Source organism: Pseudomonas sp. NPDC090752 (assembly GCF_055584805.1).
This window is the reverse complement of record NZ_JBVJLI010000015.1, coordinates 124,931-141,216: the sequence shown is the minus strand read 5'-3', so window position 1 is coordinate 141,216 and position 16,286 is coordinate 124,931. Positions and strand designations below refer to the sequence as shown.

Below are 16,286 nucleotides of genomic sequence, written 5' to 3'. Positions count from 1 at the left end.
CTTGCGGTTACTTAGCTGCTCTGGTGGAATATTGCGTAATCGACTATTGGAGCCATGTGGTGAATACAGCCGAAGTCCTGGCCAGCGTCGATATCGTCGCCTTGCGCCTGGCTCCCGAAGCCCAGCATCTGCAAGTGTTGTTGCACCGCCGCGAACGTGAGCCGCACGCCGCCCAATGGGCGCTGCCCGGCGTGATCGTCAATGGCCGCACCGCGGATACAAGCCTGGAGGCTGCCGCCGAGCGCGCCTTGACTGAAAAGGCAGAGGTGCTGCCGCGTTACCTGGAGCAAGTGGGCACCGAAGGCAATGCCTTCCGTGACCCACGCGGCTGGTCATTGAGCACCTACTATCTGGCCTTGCTCGACCCGCAGCAACAGGTCGAGGGCGACCAGTTGGCGTTTTTCGACCTGAACAGTGTGTTGGGCCGCAAGATGCTGCTGCCGTTCGATCACAACCTGCTGGTGGAGCGCGCGCGTGAGCGGCTGGCCAGCAAGACGGTATACAGCAGCCTGCCGTTGAACCTGCTCGGTGAGAAGTTCACGGTGCTGGATGCGTTGGGGGCGGTGCAGGCGTGCCTGGGGCAGGCGGTGAACAACACCTCGCTGCGCAAGCGGCTGGAGCGCCTGCGTGAGCTGGGGTGGGTGAGGGATACCGGGGAGAAGAATCAGCCGCGGCTGGGTCGGCCGCAGCAGTTGTATCAATACACCCCGCAGGGGGAGCGGCCGTTCATGTTCGACCGCAGCCTGTTGCCTGAGGGTGGCTGAACACCTTCCCTGTGGGAGCGGGCTTGGCCGCGAAGCAAGCGACGCGGTGGATGGCACCGGCTTCGCCGGTGTTCGCGGCTGAAGCCGCTCCTCCAGTGCAGCCATGAAGCGCGCAAATCAATGCGCGCAGCGGCTGGTATCACCTTGCTCGGCCGGCGCCTTGCGTGCTGCCGCCAGGATCGTCGCCAGCACGATCAGCCCGGCACCTACCGCCATGCGCAGGCTCGGTTGCTCGCCGAACAGCCACCAGGCGCCGAGAATCGCGTACACCGGCTCCAGCGCGATGATCATGCCAGCCGTGCGGGCCTCAAGGCCCTCCAGGCTCTTGACGAAGAGGAACTGCGACAGCCCGGTGCAGAACACGCCCAGCAGCGCCAGGTTGACCCAGTCGTTGCCGCTCAGGCTGGTGCTGGCCAAGTGGGTGAAGGCGAACGGCGCGACCAGTGCGGCCACCACCACGTTCTGCCAAAAGGCCACCTGCATGGCGTTCATGCTCGATGCATTGCGGCGGTTGGCCACGGTCAGCACAGCGAACGCGAGGCCCGAACCCAGGCCCCAGAGCAGGCCGATGGTGCCGCTGTCGAGCAGGTCGAAGGACGGCACCACCATGACCAAGCCGGCCGTCACCATCAGCAACAGCAAGCCTTGCACGGCGCCGATGCGTTGGCCGAACACGCCGCGTTCGATCATCGCGATAAAGGCCGGGAAGCTGGCGAAGCCCAGGGTGGCTACAGCCACGCCACCCACCTTGACGGCAATGAAGAAGGTCACCCAGTGGGTGGCCAACAGGGCGCCGGTCAGGCCGAGGATCGGCAGGTTGCGCAGGGTCAGTGCATCAAGCAGGCGGGTGCCCTTGAGCCCGGCGACGAAGCCCAGGGCAATGAAGGCGAAGGTGGCGCGGCCGAAGGTGATGATGCTGGCGTCGGCCTCGATCAGGTGGCCGAGGATGCCGGTCAGGCCGAACAGCACCGCGGCGATGTGGGCAACGAGCAGGGCGTTACGGTGGCCGGTGGCAGCACCGGCTACGGGGATTGAAGTCGCGATCATGGCAGTCAAGTCTTCACAATGTGGCGCGCGCATACACTCCCGGCTGCGCGACGCGGGTCTTTAATACTGGGAGTTTTATCGTTATGAGCCCGGACGAACTGCCCGGTGCAAAAAGGCGCCACAGCGTTGGAATTGTGAAGCGAGGCTGCTTACTCGCAAATACCGCGTCCACCAGCCCACGGCGCGGGGCTGGTCGATGGGTGTATTCTTTCTGTATACAGCATAAAGAAGCCGATCACGGGCGACGTGTGCTTGTCTGATCGCGACATCGTGAATTGCCGCGTTGCGCCGTCTTACTCGTCTCCGTAGTTCATGATCGACAGCAGGCGGATCGGCACCTGTACCAGCTGTTCCGGGCCGTGCGGAGTTTCGCCATCGAAGGTCAAGCTGTCGCCGGCCTGCATGCGGTAGAGCTGGTTGCCATGGCGGTACACCAGTTCCCCCTCCAGCAAATGCAGGAACTCCGTGCCCGGGTGGGCGAAGGTCGGAAACTCCTCGCTGGCGTCGTCCATGCTCACCATGTACGCCTCGAAATGCTTCTTCGGCCCCCTGGCGTGATTGAGCAAGTGATAGGTATGGCCTTTGTCGGTGCCGCGGCGCACCACTTCCAGCCCTTCGCCGGCCTTGACCAGCAGCGCATTGCCGTCGGGCTGGTCATATTGGCTGAACAGCTTGGCCATGGGCATGCCCAGCACGTCGCACAGGCGGCTGAGGGTGTCGAGGCTGGTGGACACCTGAGCGTTCTCGATCTTGCTCAGCATGCCCTGGCTGATACCGGCGATGCGCGCGACATCGGCGAGTTTCAGGGACTGCGCCTGGCGCTGGCGCTTGATCTGCATACCCAGGTATTGCTCCAGGCGAAGGCGAGGTTCGGTTTCGGTTGGCATCGAATGTCCTGCACGGTTTCAGTTCAAGAATAAAGATTTCGCACTGGGAAAGTGCGAAAGGCAGCTGCGATGGCTGCTTCTTTCCTCAGGTGAAAACAAGTTTCCCATATCTCCACGCCCCTGTGGGAGCGGCTTTAGCCGTAATGGGCCAACGCTGGCGAGTGTTGGCAAGCGCATTGCATTCCTGGTAGGAAAGTAATTTTCCCGTGTGGAATTAGTGCCCCTCAACTAGGAGTGTTCAACCCATGTTGCCAGCAGAAACCCAGCGCACCCTCGACCAGCACGCCATCAAGTACGTGCTGGCGCAGTTCGTCGATATCCATGGCTCGGCGAAAACCAAATCGGTGCCGGTCTCGGGCCTGAAGATGGTGGCCGAGGAGGGTGCCGGGTTCGCCGGCTTCGCCATCTGCGGCATGGGCATGGAGCCGCACGGCCCGGACTTCATGGCCCGTGGCGACCTGGCTACCTTGATCCCGGTGCCTTGGCAGCCCGGCTACGGGCGCGTGGTGTGTGTCGGCCATGTCAACGGCCAGCCCTGGCCTTACGACAGCCGTTACGTGCTGCAACAGCAAGTGCAGCGCCTGGCCGACAAGGGCTGGACCCTGAATACCGGCCTTGAGCCCGAGTTCAGCCTGTTCCGCCGTGACGAACAGGGCAAGCTGCAACTGGTGGACGCCTCCGACAACCTCGACAAACCGTGCTACGACTACAAAGGCTTGTCACGCTCGCGGTTGTTCCTCGAACGCCTGACCGAAGCCCTGCAGCCGGTTGGCTTCGACATCTATCAGATCGACCATGAGGACGCCAACGGCCAGTTCGAGATCAACTACACCTACAGCGACGCCATGCAGTCCGCTGACCGCTTCACCTTCTTCCGCATGGCCGCCGGTGAGATCGCCAACGACCTGGGCATGATCTGCTCGTTCATGCCCAAGCCCGACCCCAAGCGCGCCGGCAATGGCATGCACTTCCACCTGTCGCTGGCCAGCAGCACAGACAAGAACCTGTTCCACGACCCCGCCGACAGCAGCGGCATGGGGCTGTCCAAGTTGGCTTACCACTTTGCCGCAGGCTTGTTGGCCCACGGCCCGGCGTTGTGTGCATTCGCCGCACCGACGGTCAACTCGTACAAACGCCTGGTGGTCGGCCGCTCGCTGTCCGGCGCCACCTGGGCACCGGCCTTCGTCGCCTACGGCGCCAACAATCGCTCGGCGATGGTGCGCATCCCCTACGGCCGCCTGGAGTTCCGCCTGCCGGATGCCGGCTGCAACCCGTACCTGGTCACCGCTGCGATCATCGCCGCCGGCCTCGATGGCATCGACCGCCAATTGGACCCTGGCGAGATGTGCAACGAGAACCTCTACAACCTGAGCCTGGAAGACATCGCCGCACGCGGTATCAAGACCTTGCCGCAGTCGCTGAAGGAAGCCGCAGATGCGCTGGAAGCCGACCCGCTGTTTCGCGAGGTACTCGGCGCCGAGATCGTCGACGAGTTCATCAAGCTCAAGCGCATGGAGTGGGTGGAGTACTGCCGCCATGTTTCCGACTGGGAAATCCAGCGCTACACCGAATTTTTCTGACCGCCCCATCCCCTGGGCGGCCCGCACGACAACGGTCGCCCACTGCCTAGTAAGGAGCATCACATGTGTGGAATCGTAGGTCTATACCTGAAGAAACCGGAGCTGGAGGCCCAGCTCGGCAAGCTGTTCGAGCCCATGCTCGAAGCCATGACCGACCGCGGCCCGGACAGCGCCGGCTTCGCCATCTATGGTGACGAAGTGGCTGATGGCTGGGTCAAGCTGACCCTGCAGGCCACTGATATCAATTACCCCTGGGCCGAGCTGATGGGCCAGTTGGAAGGGCGCTTGGGCTGTTCGCTGGACTGGTTCCAGAACGCCAGCGCTGCCGTGCTCAAGGTCAACACCAGCGAAGCTGCTGCGCGGGCCGCTGTAAACGAAGTGGCGCCAGGCGTGCGCATCATGAGTGCCGGGCAGAGCATTGAAATTCTCAAGGGTATGGGCCTGCCGGCCGAAATCTCCAGCCGTTTTGGCCTGGCTGGCATGAAGGGCAGCCACATCATCGGTCATACCCGCATGGCCACTGAGAGCGCTGTGACCCTGGAAGGCAGCCACCCATTCTCCACCGGCGCCGACCTGTGCCTGGTGCACAACGGCTCACTGTCCAACCACTTCCGCCTGCGTCAGGCACTCAAGCGCGAAGGCATCAGCTTCGAAACCGACAACGACACCGAGGTGGCGGCCGGCTACCTGACCTGGCGCCTGCAGCAGGGCGACAGCCTGGCTCAGGCTTTGGATGGTGCGCTGCAGGACCTGGATGGCTTCTTCACCTTCGCCATCGGTACCCGCAACGGCTTTGCCGTGATCCGCGACCCGATCGCCTGCAAGCCGGCGGTGCTCGCCGAAACCGAGGATTACGTTGCCATGGCCTCCGAGTACCAAGCCCTGGCCAGCCTGCCGGGCATCGACAAGGCCAAGGTCTGGGAACCGGCACCGGCCACCTTGTACGTCTGGGAGCGCGAAAGCGCCTGACCCCCATCGGATCACTGGAGACCTTCATGAAAACGATCGACCTTTCCAGCGCCTCGGTGCGCGAACTCAACCAGGCCCTGCATGGCGATGTGCAGGACCGCGAATGGCGTGTAACCCACCCTGACGGCAAGCACAACCTGGCCGTGGGCATCGACCAGGCGGTATCGGTGGATATCGCCGGCCACGCCGGCTACTACTGCGCCGGCATGAATCAGCAGGCCAGCGTCACCGTGCACGGCAACGTCGGCGTGGGCGTGGGCGAAAACATGATGTCCGGCGTTGTCCGGGTCAAGGGCAGCGCATCCCAGGCTGCCGGTGCCACCGCCCATGGCGGAATGCTGGTGATCGAGGGCGATGCCGGCGCGCGCTGCGGTATATCGATGAAGGGCGTGGACATCGTGGTCGGCGGCAGCATCGGCCACATGAGCTGCTTCATGGGCCAGGCCGGGCGCCTGGTGGTGTGCGGTGATGCCGGGGATGCGCTGGGCGATTCGCTGTACGAGGTGCGCATCTACGTCAAAGGTACGGTGCAGTCGCTGGGCTCGGACTGCATCGAAAAAGAAATGCGCGCCGAACACCTGCAAGAGCTGCAAGCGTTGTTGAACGAGGCGGGCCTTGCGCACAAGGCTGCTGATTTCAAACGCTACGGCTCGGCCCGCCAGCTGTACAACTTCAAAGTCGACAACGCCAGCGCGTACTGATCCAGGAGCAACCCCATGAGCGAACAATTTCCCCCAGTACTGCGTGAGTCAGCCACCTTCGATCGCCTGACCATCCAGGAAATCCAGCGCGCTGCCGAAACCGGTATCTACGACATCCGCGGCGGCGGCACCAAGCGCCGCGTGCCGCACTTCGACGACCTGCTGCTGCTCGGCGCCAGCGTGTCGCGCTACCCGCTGGAAGGCTACCGTGAAAAGTGCGGCACCGACGTGGTGCTCGGCACCCGCTTTGCCAAGAAGCCGATCCACCTGAAAATCCCGGTGACCATCGCTGGCATGAGCTTCGGTGCACTGTCGGCCAATGCCAAGGAAGCCCTGGGCCGTGGCGCGACCATCGCTGGCACCAGCACCACCACGGGTGACGGCGGCATGACCCCGGAGGAGCGCGGCCAGTCCCAGCATCTGGTCTACCAGTACCTGCCGTCACGCTACGGCATGAACCCCGACGACCTGCGCAAGGCCGATGCCATCGAGATCGTCCTCGGCCAGGGTGCCAAGCCGGGCGGCGGCGGCATGTTGCTGGGTATGAAGGTCACCGAACGCGTCGCCGGCATGCGTACCTTGCCGATCGGCGTCGACCAGCGCAGTGCCTGTCGCCACCCGGACTGGACCGGCCCTGACGACTTGGCTATCAAGATTGCCGAGCTACGTGAGATCACCGACTGGGAAAAACCTATCTACGTAAAAATCGGCGCAAGCCGGCCTTATTACGACGTCAAGCTGGCGGTCAAGGCCGGCGCCGACGTGATCGTGCTCGACGGCATGCAGGGCGGTACTGCGGCGACTCAGGAAGTGTTCATCGAACATGTCGGCATCCCGATCTTGCCCGCCATCCCGCAGGCCGTGCAGGCGCTGCAGGAGATGGGCATGCACCGCAACGTGCAGTTGATCGTCTCGGGCGGTATCCGCAATGGCGCCGATGTGGCCAAGGCCATGGCCCTGGGGGCTGATGCCGTGGCCATCGGCACCGCCGCGCTGATCGCCCTGGGCGACAACCACCCGCGCCTGGACAGCGAGCTGAAGAAGATCGGCTCGGCGGCGGGCTTCTACGACGACTGGCAAAACGGCCGCGACCCGGCCGGCATCACCACCCAGGACCCGGAGTTGGCCAAGCGCCTGAACCCCGAAGAAGCGGGTCGTCGCCTGGCCAACTATCTGCGGGTACTGGTGCTGGAGGCGCAGACCATGGCCCGGGCTTGCGGCAAGTCGCACCTGCATAACCTCGATCCCGAGGACCTGGTGGCGCTGACTGTGGAGGCGGCTGCGATGGCCAGGGTGCCATTGGCTGGGACCGCCTGGGTGCCGGGCCAAACCCAGTACTGATTCATCAATTGGGGCCGCTTTGCGGCCCTTCGCGGGCAAGCCCGCTCCCACAAGTACGGTGCAGTTTCATAGCCACCGCTGAACCTGGGGGAGCGGGCTTGCCCGCGAAGGGCTGCAAAGCAGCCCTGGCGTTTTAAGCGGCAGCCGCCAGCTTGGCACTGCTCTGCCGACGACGATAGGCACTGTCACGGCTAGCCAGCCACCAGTACAGCGGCGAAGTGATCAACAACCCCACCAACCACGACAGGTCAGCCCCGTTGATGTGCTCGGAGATCGGCCCAACATACAGCGGCGTGTTCATGAACGGGATCTGCACCACGATCCCTACCGCGTAAGCAATCAGCGCCTGTGGGTTGTAACGCCCGTAGATCCCGCCATCGACCTTGAAGATCGACTGGATGTCGTAGTCACCTTTATGGATCACGTAGAAGTCGATCAGGTTGATCGCTGTCCACGGCACCAATACCACCAGCAGCACCAGGACCATGTCGACGAAGTGGCCGATGAAGTCTGCCGAGGCGAACACCGCCACCACGCTGCAGCCCGCCAGCACGATCAGCGACAGTACTGCGCGGCTCTTGGCGGTGGGGATCCAGCGGTAGGCGAAGGTCTGAATCAGGGTGATGATCGACAGCACCGCGCCATACAGGTTGAGGGCGTTGTGGCTGATCACGCTGAGCAGGAACAGCACCAGCATGACCGGGCCGAGGGTACCGGTGGCCAGCTTGACCGCGTCCATGGTGTCCATGCCGACCGGGATCGCCAGCACCGCCACGGCGCCGAAGATGAACGACAGGCTCGAACCCAGGGCAGACCCGAGGTAGGTGGTCCAGAAGGTCGAGCTGACTTTCACGTCAGCCGGCAGGTAGCGCGAGTAGTCCGACACGTAGGGGGCGAAAGCAATCTGCCACAGCGCCGCCAGCGACACCGTGGCCAGCCAGCCGGCCAGGTTGAAGCTGCCCCGGGTCAGGAAGTCGTCGCTCTGCACATGGCTGAAGATGTAGCCGAAGCCGACCACGATGCCGATGCCCAATACCCAGGTGCCGATGCGGTTGAGCACGTGAATGAAGCGGTAGCCGATGATGCCGATGATCCCCGAACCCAGTGCGCCGACAACGATACCGACCGGTACTGGCACGGCGTCGACCACACCATGCAGCGACTTGCCGGCCAGGACGATGTTGGAGGCGAAGAAGCCGATGTACATGACGCCCGCGATCACTACCACCAGCAATGCCCCGAGCGAGCCGAACTGGGCGCGGCTCTGGATCATCTGCGGGATGCCCATTTGCGGGCCCTGCGCCGAGTGCAGCGCCATCAATACGCCGCCGACCAGGTGGCCGACCAGGATGGCGACGATGCCCCATAGCAGGTTCAGGTGAAACAGCTGCACGCCCAGCGCGCCGGTAACGATGGGCAGCGGCGCGATGTTGCCGCCGAACCACAGGGTGAACAGATCCCTAACCTTTCCATGGCGGTCTTGCGGGGGCACGTAGCCGATCGTGTGTTTTTCTATGAGGGGTGCCGAATTGGCTGCACTGGTCATGACTGACTCCAAGGCAAGGTGGGGCATCGGGTGCTGCCCGGGTGCGTGCCGGCGAAGGGCAACGCGTTCTTGTTGGAGCGATGATGGAGGGTGCGGGGGGAACGAGAAATTAGTAAATATGTGCCCATAAACCTTAAAAAACCTAAGGCTGACAAAAGGTTAAGGGACGAGTGGTAGCAAGGAGCGGGCCACCGGGCTGCAAGGCCCGGACTTGGCGTGTGCGAGCGGGTACCCGGCCGAACGGGTGTGTCGTGATGGTGCGGGGTGCGCGATTGAAGTGCAGGCTACATGGGCAACATTCGGTCCTGGATGACCTCCTTCATGGCCAGGGTCGAACTCAAGCGCTTCACATTGGGAATGCTGGTCAGCTGCTCGTCATACAGCTTCTGGAACGCTGGCAGATCCTTCGCCACCACATGCAGCAGGTAATCCGGGTCGCCGAACAGCCGCTGCGCTTCGACGATCTGTGGTATTTCGCCGAGCGCCGCCTCGAAATCCGCCACCGGCTGGCGGGTGACTTCACGCAGGGTGACGAACACCAGCGCGGCGAAGTTCAGCCCCAACGCCGCAGGCGCCAGGCGCGCGTGGTAGCCGAGGATGGCGCCAGTCTCTTCCAGCGCCTTGAGCCGCCGATGGCAGGGCGACAGGCTGAGGCCCACGCGGTCGGCGAGCTCGGTGACCGAAAGGCGACCGTCTTTTTGCAGCTCGGCAAGGATCTTGCGGTCTGTTCTGTCCACTGAGAAGAATATTCCAGCAATTAAGGTTTTCAAGGAAATATACGAAAGATAATCCCTCATTGGAATCCGTACGCTTTCTTCATCCCGAAATCGTGTGAAGGAAGACTCAAGTGGCAATCAGTGTGCTGACGGCGTTCTGGGCCGTGTCGTTGCTGTTCGTGATCACTCCCGGTGCCGACTGGGCCTACGCCATCTCGGCTGGCATGCGAGGGCGTTGGGTAATGCCGGCGGTGGCGGGCATGTTGTCCGGGCATTTCCTGGCCACCCTGGTGGTGGCGGCAGGGGTGGGCAGCCTGCTGGCCGGGCACCCGCTGGCGTTGTTGCTGCTGACACTGGCGGGCTGTATTTACCTGTTGTGGCTGGGCGGCAACCTGCTGCTCAGCCCGGCGGTGCCGGAAGCCGGGCAGGGCGGTGTGGGCGATAGTGGCTCGCGCTGGGCATTCAAGGGCTTCTGCGTGAGTGGGCTCAACCCCAAGGTGTTCTTGCTGTTCCTGGCTTTGCTGCCGCAATTCACCGACCCGCAGTCGAGCTGGCCGGTGCCGCTGCAGATCCTGCTGCTGGGGCTGGTGCACCTGTGCAGTTCACTGCTGGTCTATTCGCTGGTGGGCTATGGCGCCAAAGCGGTATTGAGTACCCGGCCGGGGGCGGCGAAGGTGGTCGGGCGGGTGTCGGGGCTGGCGATGATCCTGGTGGCAGGGGTATTGATCGTCGGCCAGCTAGGCTGAGCCTTCAGGCGCATTCGCGGATACACTTGGCGTTCCTGATCCCCTGACAGCGACTTGCCTCATGCCCGAAACCGCCCAGCTGCTGACCTTCGCCCTGATCTGCCTGGGCATGGTCCTGACCCCCGGCCCGAACATGATCTACCTGATCTCCCGCTCGATCTGCCAGGGGCGTCAGGCCGGGATGATATCGCTCGGCGGTGTGGCCCTGGGTTTTGTCATCTACATGTGCAGTGCCGCGCTGGGTATCACCGCGCTGATGATGGCGGTGCCGTTCGCCTACGACGCACTGCGCGTTGGCGGTGCGCTGTACCTCCTGTACCTGGCCTGGCAAGCCCTGCGCCCCGGCGGGCGCTCACCGTTCCAGGTGCGCGACCTGCCAGCGGACAGCCCGCGGCGGCTGTTCGGCATGGGCCTGGCCACCAGCCTGCTCAACCCCAAGATCGCCGTCATGTACCTGTCGCTGATGCCGCAGTTCATCGTGCCAAGCCACGGCAGCGTGCTGACCCAGTCGCTGGTGCTGGGTTCGACGCAGATCGCGATCAGTGTCACGGTCAATGCGTTGATCGCAGTGATGGCCGGTTCCATTGCCGTGTTCCTCGCCGGGCGGCCTGTGTGGCAGCAGGTTCAACGCTGGCTGATGGGTACCGTGCTGGCCGGCCTGGCCCTGCGCATGCTGGCCGAAGGACGCCGTTGATCGGTCGTTGAAATCCTGTGGAACGAACCGTTGATTGCACATCTCCTATCCTCAGATGGATGGCAATGTGGCCGGGACTTCCCAGACATGAACGTGTTTCAGCAACCCGAAACCCAGAATCCGCCACTGCATTGTCTGCTCAACGGTGGCGCCATCGGCAGCCTGCTGCAATCGATGGACTGGCGCGATTCGCCGCTCGGCCCGCCCGCCGCCTGGTCGCCGCACTTGCAGGCGGTGATGAGCACTTTGCTGCCGGCCCAGGCCCAGTTCGTGCTGTTCTGGGGGGCGGACTATGTGGCGCTTTATAACGACGCCTATGCGCCGACCATCGGCACCAAGCATCCTCAGGCCCTGGGCCGGCCCGGCAAGGAAAACTGGCGTGAGCTGTGGGACGACCTCGAACCCCTGCTGCGAGGCGTGCGTGATACTGGCCAGACGTTCTCGGCCAAGGATCGCCCGTTCTACATAGAACGCCGCGGCGTCGGCGAAACCGTGTACTTCGACGTGTCCTATTCCGCCGTGCGCGAAGCTGATGGCAGTGTCGGTGGGGTTTTGTGCCTGGTCACCGAAACCACTGAGCGAGTGCGCTTCCAGCAACGTCAGGCGTTTCTGCTGGAGCTGGGCCGGACCTTGCCAGGGTTGGGGGAGGCAGAACGCATCGAGGCCTACGCGGTGTGTCGGCTGGCCCAGCACCTTGGCGCGGCGCAGGTCTATTTCGGTGAAGACCAGGGCGACGGAGCGGGCTTCAGGGTGGCGTGCGAGTGGGCCGAGCGCGTGCCTTCGATGGTTGGCCTGCACCGCTATGCCACTTACGGCGCCTCCCTGCGCGAGCAGCTGGTGGCGGGCCAGGTGGTAGAACAGCCTTTTGACAGCGGTCTGCGCACCACGCTGCATATGCCGGTGCTGCGTGCAGGCCGACTGGAAGCCATGCTCGTCGTTCACTTTCACAACCCGTATCCGTGCGTCGAAGACACTCGTACGCTGGTGGAAGACGTTGCCAAGCAAGCGTGGGCCGCCATTACCCATGCCCGCGCGGAGCGTGCCTTGCACCTGCTCAACGAAAGCCTGGAGGGGCGCGTGGCGGCCGCATTGGCTGAGCGTGAGGCGGCGACGCTGCAACTGCACGAAGCGCACAAACTGGAGATGATCGGGCAGTTGACCGGAGGCATTGCCCATGACCTCAACAACATGCTCACGCCGATCATCGCTTCGTTCGAGCTGATGCGCCGACACCCCCAGTCCGAGCGAGCTCCGCGCCTGATCGACGGGGGCCTGCAGGCGGCCGAACGGGCGCGTAATCTGGTCGGGCGCTTGCTCAGTTTCGCCCGCCGCCAGACCCTGAAGCCCCAAGCCGTGTCGTTAGCTGCGTTGGTGGAAGACATGCGCGAGTTGATGGCGCGCTCTCTCGGTCCGACGCTCGCCGTGCAGGTGCGGATCGCCCCGACATTGCCTGCAGTGGTGGTCGATCCGCACCAACTGGAGCTGGCGGTGCTCAACCTTGTGGTCAATGCTCGCGATGCGATGGTCGACGGCGGTGCCTTGAGCATCGTTGCCGGTCTCGATGACAGCGGCCCTCAGAGGCCAGCAGGGATGGCTGCGGGGCGGATGGTCTGGCTGCAGGTAAGCGACAGTGGAAGCGGCATGAGCGAGGAGCAGCTGCGTCGCTGCATCGAGCCGTTCTACTCCACCAAGGGCGTGGGCAAAGGCACCGGCCTCGGTTTGCCAATGGTGCAGGGCCTGGCCATGCAGTCGGGTGGTGGTTTCGAGATCAGTTCGCACCAGGGGGAGGGGACCGTCGCCACATTGTGGCTGCCGGTCAGCGATGTCGCGGCGGTCTGCCGAGACTGCCAGATGGTCGATGCGCCGCTGGCCGACGGTGTCAGCCGGGTATTGCTGGTGGATGACGAAGCCATCGTGCGCCATGCAACGGCTCTACAACTGCGCGATCTGGGTTACGACGTGACCGAAGCCGCCAGCGCCGCTGAAGCGTTGCAGCGAGTGGAGCAGGGCTGGCTGCCGGACGTACTGGTGACCGACCACGTCATGGCGGAGATGACCGGCGTTCGTTTTGCCCAGCTTATGCGCGAGCGTCAGGCTGACCTGCCGGTGTTGATCATCACTGGCTACGCCAACCTGACACCCCGGGAGCTCAAGGGCTTCGAGGTATTGCGCAAACCCTACCGGCGCGCCGAGCTGGCGCAGAGTGTGGCGAGCTTGCTGGCACGGCAGCGCTAACGGCTGGTAAGGCCCCCCAGGACCTTGCCAAGCATCTGGCACACCTGCTCGGCAGAGTACGGCTTGGCCAGGAATGGGAACCCCTGGTGCCCGCCATCGGCAATTGCGTCGCTATAGCCTGAGGTCAAGATCACCGGCAGTTGCGGGCACTGGCGCCGCAGCTCACGGGCCAGCGCCAGGCCGCCCATGCCGGGCATGACGACGTCGGAAAAAACGGCATCGAAATCTCCAGCCTCGCCGGCCAACTGTGCCAAGGCGTCTTCCGCCGATTTTGCCCAACTGATCTGGTAGCCGTGATCCTCAAGAATTTGCGCGGTGAATATGCCGAGGTCGGGGTTATCTTCAACCACCAGTATCCGCCGTCGCTCACCGCTCACCTCGGGCTGGCTGAGGAGCACGGGCGTATCGGCTTGTTCGGTGGGTCGCGCCTCTTGAGGCAGGTAAAGGGTAAAAGTCGTGCCCTGGCCCTCGACGCTGGCCACCTCGACATCGCCGCCGGATTGTATGGCAAAACCAAACACCTGGGACAGGCCAAGGCCGGTCCCTTCACCGGGCGCTTTGGTGGTGAAGAACGGGTCGAAGATGCGATCGAGCAACTCGGCGGCGATGCCGGCGCCACTGTCCATCACCGATATGGCCGCGAACGGCCCGGTTTGCGCGGGCTGCCCGCGCAAACCGGGCATATGCTGGTCGCCTTGCAGGCGCAGGCACAAGGTGCCTTCGCCGGCCATGGCATCGCGGCCGTTGAGCATCAGGTTGATCACCGCGGTCTCCAGCTGGCTGAGGTCGGCGCGGATATAGCAAGGGGCTTCTGGCAACTCCAGTGCCACTCGAATACGCGCCCCGGTGGCCGTATCGATCATGTCAGCCATGGCCTGCAGGCGTGGCCCGGCCTCGAATACTTGCGGGCTCAAGGCCTGCCGACGGGCGAAGGCGAGCAGTTGGCCGGTCAACTTGGCACCGCGGTCGACGGTGTCGGCCATGGTCTTCAGGTAACGCTCGCGGCGGGATTCATCGAGGTTGGGGCGCTGCAGAAAGTGCAGCGACGAGCGGATGATGGTCAGCAAGTTGTTGAAGTCGTGGGCAACGCCGCCGGTAAGTTGGCCGATGGCTTCGAGCTTCTGCGTTTGCCGCAACACGGCCTCGGTGTGCAGCAACTGAGTGGTGCGTTCTTCGACACGATGCTCCAAGGTGGCATTGAGCGCCTCCAGCGCGGACATCGCCTCGCGCACTTCAGCGTGGGCCTGGACCCGCTGGATATGCGACCAGCAACGTTCGGTGACTTCGCTGATCAAGCGCAGCTCGTAACCGGTCCAGACGCGCGGTACCTTGTCGTGGATCGCCATCAACGCGGTCAGGCGGCCGTCCTTGATCAGTGGCATGCAGATCGTCGCAGTAATGCCGATGGCCTGGAATGTGGCGGCTTCCTCGGCTGCCAGCTCAACGAGGTTGTCATTGATCACCAGCGCCTCACCCGCCCGCAGATGGCTGACCGCCAGGCGGCCGAAGTCGGCCAGGCGGTACTGTCCGATCAGCCGCGGGGAACCTTTCGCGACGGCGTCGCCACAGATATTGAAGCCATCTTGGTCGGCGTCCATTACCGCATAGGCGCAGCTGGACAATTGCAGATGCTCCACCAACATGTGCGTGGTAATTGCCATGATCCGTTCCGGATCGGTGGCGTTGGCCACCTCGCGGCCCAAGTTGTCGAGGAAGTTCAGGCGTTGGCTGTTGACCACGCTGGTAGTGGTCTCGGTCACCGTATCGAGCATGCCTAGCACGCTGCCGTCCTCGCCACGGATCGGACTGTAGCAGAACGTGAAATAGGCGCGCTCGGGGCCGCCATTGCGGTCGATGATCAGCGGGAAGTCTTCGATATACACCGCTTCGCCGGCCATTGCACGGTCGGCCATGGCGCTGATGTCGCCCCAGGCCTCCTTCCACACCTCGCTGAACGGGCGGCCCAGAGCCAGCGGTTTGCTGCCCAGGATCGGGGCGAAGGCGTCGTTGTAAAGGGTGATCAGCTCCCCGCCCCAGAGCACTGCTTGCGGAAAGCGCGAGGCCAGGCACAGGGCGACCGTGGTCTTGAGTGGGCCCGGCCAGACCTCAAGCGGGCCAAGCGAGGTGTTGCTCCAGTCATGCTGGCGGATGCGCTCGGCCATGAGACCGCCGCCGTCTAGCCACTTTGCCATGTGCTTTGCCGATCCTTAAGCCGGGGAGGATAAGGGTGCACTGAGAATGGTGAATTGGCGAGGAAATTGTTTCGCCTGTGCCACGGAAAGGGCCGGCCCAGGCTCAGCGAAAGAAAGGTATCGGAGGGTTAGCGAAAGCCAGCCATGATCCATTTGTTTTCTTCAAGCAGACGGCGATTGTCGGCGCTTTCGGCATCGCCCATCGGCACGCCATAGGCTATTTGGGGAGGCTGACGGTTGTTCGGTTACCTGGCCTTGCGCCGCTGGCTGGCCTGCCACGGATTCCTGACTGCTGAAGAAGTCAGGGGGCGGTTTTGGACCGTGGTCTGGGGCAAGCGTGTCTTCTACCACTTTAACCAGAACATGCTCGTCTCCAGCAGGTTTGAGTTGATAGAGCTGCTGGTTCCAGCGCAACGTGCCGGTCATTTGTCCGTTCGAACGGATCAACATGACCGTGTTCATTGCTGCTTCCAGCGTTTGCGTACTGGCAAGAGGTTTGCCTTCGACGCTTAGCACACCTGTCCACGTCAGCGTGCCGTCAGGCTGGCGATGTGCGCGTAGCTTGTGCGCGATCAGGCGCTCTGATTCGGCAAGCCGCAGGTCCAGTTGCCCGGTATCTTCCGCCAGCGAGTCGACGGCGATGTTGGCTGTCCACCGCTCGCTGATCCAGGGTGCACGAGACGTATTGTTTGTGAGTTCAGTCGAAAGGAAAACCCGACCGGGCAACCAGGCAGTCCAGAGCCCTAGCAATACTGCCAGCAGTACGAAGACCGGCAACCAATGACGCATCTGACTCACCTCCATCACGTGCGGGCCTCGTTTTGCCCGCGATCGATAGGACGTTATCAGCCTGCCACTGGGGGAGAAT

The 16,286-nt window shown here is 63.4% G+C and carries 14 protein-coding genes; 8 read left to right on the top strand and 6 right to left on the bottom strand.

Annotation, left to right across the window (positions count from 1 at the left end; all coding sequences use genetic code 11):
• The first annotated feature begins 59 nt into the window (after positions 1–59).
• Positions 60–764: an NUDIX hydrolase gene (locus tag ACZ6YA_RS19775; RefSeq protein WP_465898778.1), complete on the top strand. Its 705-nt coding sequence runs from the start codon at positions 60–62 to the stop codon at positions 762–764.
• Positions 765–881: 117 nt separating this feature from the next.
• Here the strand turns inward: ACZ6YA_RS19775 and ACZ6YA_RS19770 are convergent, their stop codons facing one another.
• Together ACZ6YA_RS19770 and ACZ6YA_RS19765 are read right to left on the bottom strand one after the other, a co-directional pair.
• Entirely contained in the window at positions 882–1,811 is a 930-nt protein-coding gene (locus ACZ6YA_RS19770) for a DMT family transporter (protein ID WP_465898777.1), read from the bottom strand.
• Between the two features lie 293 nt (positions 1,812–2,104).
• Entirely contained in the window at positions 2,105–2,698 is a 594-nt protein-coding gene (locus ACZ6YA_RS19765) for a helix-turn-helix domain-containing protein (protein WP_465898776.1), read from the bottom strand.
• A gap of 245 nt (positions 2,699–2,943) precedes the next feature.
• Between ACZ6YA_RS19765 and glnT the strand changes: the two genes are divergently transcribed.
• The 4 genes from glnT (at position 2,944) to ACZ6YA_RS19745 (ending at position 7,289) form a co-directional block, all read left to right on the top strand.
• The gene (gene glnT, locus ACZ6YA_RS19760) at positions 2,944–4,278 is read left to right on the top strand and encodes a type III glutamate--ammonia ligase (RefSeq protein WP_465898775.1); all 1,335 of its coding nucleotides are present in this window, start codon (positions 2,944–2,946) and stop codon (positions 4,276–4,278) included.
• 63 nt (positions 4,279–4,341) lie between these two features.
• Positions 4,342–5,247, top strand: a complete 906-nt coding sequence (locus ACZ6YA_RS19755) for a class II glutamine amidotransferase (RefSeq protein ID WP_465898774.1) — start codon at positions 4,342–4,344, stop codon at positions 5,245–5,247.
• 26 nt (positions 5,248–5,273) lie between these two features.
• Complete coding sequence (locus ACZ6YA_RS19750; RefSeq protein ID WP_465898773.1) at positions 5,274–5,948, top strand: protein glxC; 675 nt, start codon at positions 5,274–5,276, stop codon at positions 5,946–5,948.
• Between the two features lie 15 nt (positions 5,949–5,963).
• Positions 5,964–7,289, top strand: coding sequence for an FMN-binding glutamate synthase family protein (locus ACZ6YA_RS19745; RefSeq protein ID WP_465898772.1), 1,326 nt, complete (start codon positions 5,964–5,966; stop codon positions 7,287–7,289).
• Between the two features lie 133 nt (positions 7,290–7,422).
• Here the strand turns inward: ACZ6YA_RS19745 and ACZ6YA_RS19740 are convergent, their stop codons facing one another.
• Together ACZ6YA_RS19740 and ACZ6YA_RS19735 are read right to left on the bottom strand one after the other, a co-directional pair.
• A complete protein-coding gene (locus ACZ6YA_RS19740) occupies positions 7,423–8,835 on the bottom strand; it encodes a purine-cytosine permease family protein (protein ID WP_465898771.1) in 1,413 nt (470 codons plus the stop codon).
• A gap of 284 nt (positions 8,836–9,119) precedes the next feature.
• Positions 9,120–9,572 carry an Lrp/AsnC family transcriptional regulator gene (locus ACZ6YA_RS19735; protein WP_465898770.1) on the bottom strand — a complete coding sequence of 151 codons (453 nt, stop codon included), beginning with the start codon at positions 9,570–9,572 and terminating at the stop codon, positions 9,120–9,122.
• Positions 9,573–9,682: 110 nt separating this feature from the next.
• On the opposite strand from ACZ6YA_RS19735, the gene ACZ6YA_RS19730 reads away from it, so the two are divergent.
• From ACZ6YA_RS19730 to ACZ6YA_RS19720, 3 genes are all read left to right on the top strand, one after another.
• Complete coding sequence (locus ACZ6YA_RS19730) at positions 9,683–10,297, top strand: LysE family translocator (RefSeq protein WP_465898769.1); 615 nt, start codon at positions 9,683–9,685, stop codon at positions 10,295–10,297.
• A 61-nt stretch (positions 10,298–10,358) separates the two neighbouring features.
• Complete coding sequence (locus tag ACZ6YA_RS19725) at positions 10,359–10,991, top strand: LysE family translocator (RefSeq protein WP_465898768.1); 633 nt, start codon at positions 10,359–10,361, stop codon at positions 10,989–10,991.
• A gap of 87 nt (positions 10,992–11,078) precedes the next feature.
• The gene (locus tag ACZ6YA_RS19720; protein ID WP_465898767.1) at positions 11,079–13,226 is read left to right on the top strand and encodes a response regulator; all 2,148 of its coding nucleotides are present in this window, start codon (positions 11,079–11,081) and stop codon (positions 13,224–13,226) included.
• Here the strand turns inward: ACZ6YA_RS19720 and ACZ6YA_RS19715 are convergent.
• Together ACZ6YA_RS19715 and ACZ6YA_RS19710 are read right to left on the bottom strand one after the other, a co-directional pair.
• Positions 13,223–15,418, bottom strand: coding sequence for a response regulator (locus ACZ6YA_RS19715; protein WP_465898766.1), 2,196 nt, complete (start codon positions 15,416–15,418; stop codon positions 13,223–13,225). The two genes, ACZ6YA_RS19720 and ACZ6YA_RS19715, sit on opposite strands and share 4 nt — an antisense overlap.
• Positions 15,419–15,580: 162 nt before the next feature.
• Positions 15,581–16,207, bottom strand: a complete 627-nt coding sequence (locus ACZ6YA_RS19710) for a hypothetical protein (RefSeq protein ID WP_465898765.1) — start codon at positions 16,205–16,207, stop codon at positions 15,581–15,583.
• Positions 16,208–16,286: the final 79 nt, after the last annotated feature.

Excerpts from the sequence above, each read along its gene's own strand:
- ACZ6YA_RS19765 (WP_465898776.1), bottom strand. The coding sequence starts at position 2,698 with ATGCCAACCGAAACCGAACCTCGCCTTCGCCTGGAGCAATACCTGGGT.
- ACZ6YA_RS19715 (WP_465898766.1), bottom strand. The coding sequence starts at position 15,418 with ATGGCAAAGTGGCTAGACGGCGGCGGTCTCATGGCCGAGCGCATCCGC.
- ACZ6YA_RS19720 (WP_465898767.1), top strand. The coding sequence starts at position 11,079 with ATGAACGTGTTTCAGCAACCCGAAACCCAGAATCCGCCACTGCATTGT.
- ACZ6YA_RS19745 (WP_465898772.1), top strand. The coding sequence starts at position 5,964 with ATGAGCGAACAATTTCCCCCAGTACTGCGTGAGTCAGCCACCTTCGAT.
- ACZ6YA_RS19755 (WP_465898774.1), top strand. The coding sequence starts at position 4,342 with ATGTGTGGAATCGTAGGTCTATACCTGAAGAAACCGGAGCTGGAGGCC.
- ACZ6YA_RS19710 (WP_465898765.1), bottom strand. The coding sequence starts at position 16,207 with ATGCGTCATTGGTTGCCGGTCTTCGTACTGCTGGCAGTATTGCTAGGG.
- ACZ6YA_RS19725 (WP_465898768.1), top strand. The coding sequence starts at position 10,359 with ATGCCCGAAACCGCCCAGCTGCTGACCTTCGCCCTGATCTGCCTGGGC.
- ACZ6YA_RS19740 (WP_465898771.1), bottom strand. The coding sequence starts at position 8,835 with ATGACCAGTGCAGCCAATTCGGCACCCCTCATAGAAAAACACACGATC.
- ACZ6YA_RS19750 (WP_465898773.1), top strand. The coding sequence starts at position 5,274 with ATGAAAACGATCGACCTTTCCAGCGCCTCGGTGCGCGAACTCAACCAG.
- glnT (WP_465898775.1), top strand. The coding sequence starts at position 2,944 with ATGTTGCCAGCAGAAACCCAGCGCACCCTCGACCAGCACGCCATCAAG.
- ACZ6YA_RS19770 (WP_465898777.1), bottom strand. The coding sequence starts at position 1,811 with ATGATCGCGACTTCAATCCCCGTAGCCGGTGCTGCCACCGGCCACCGT.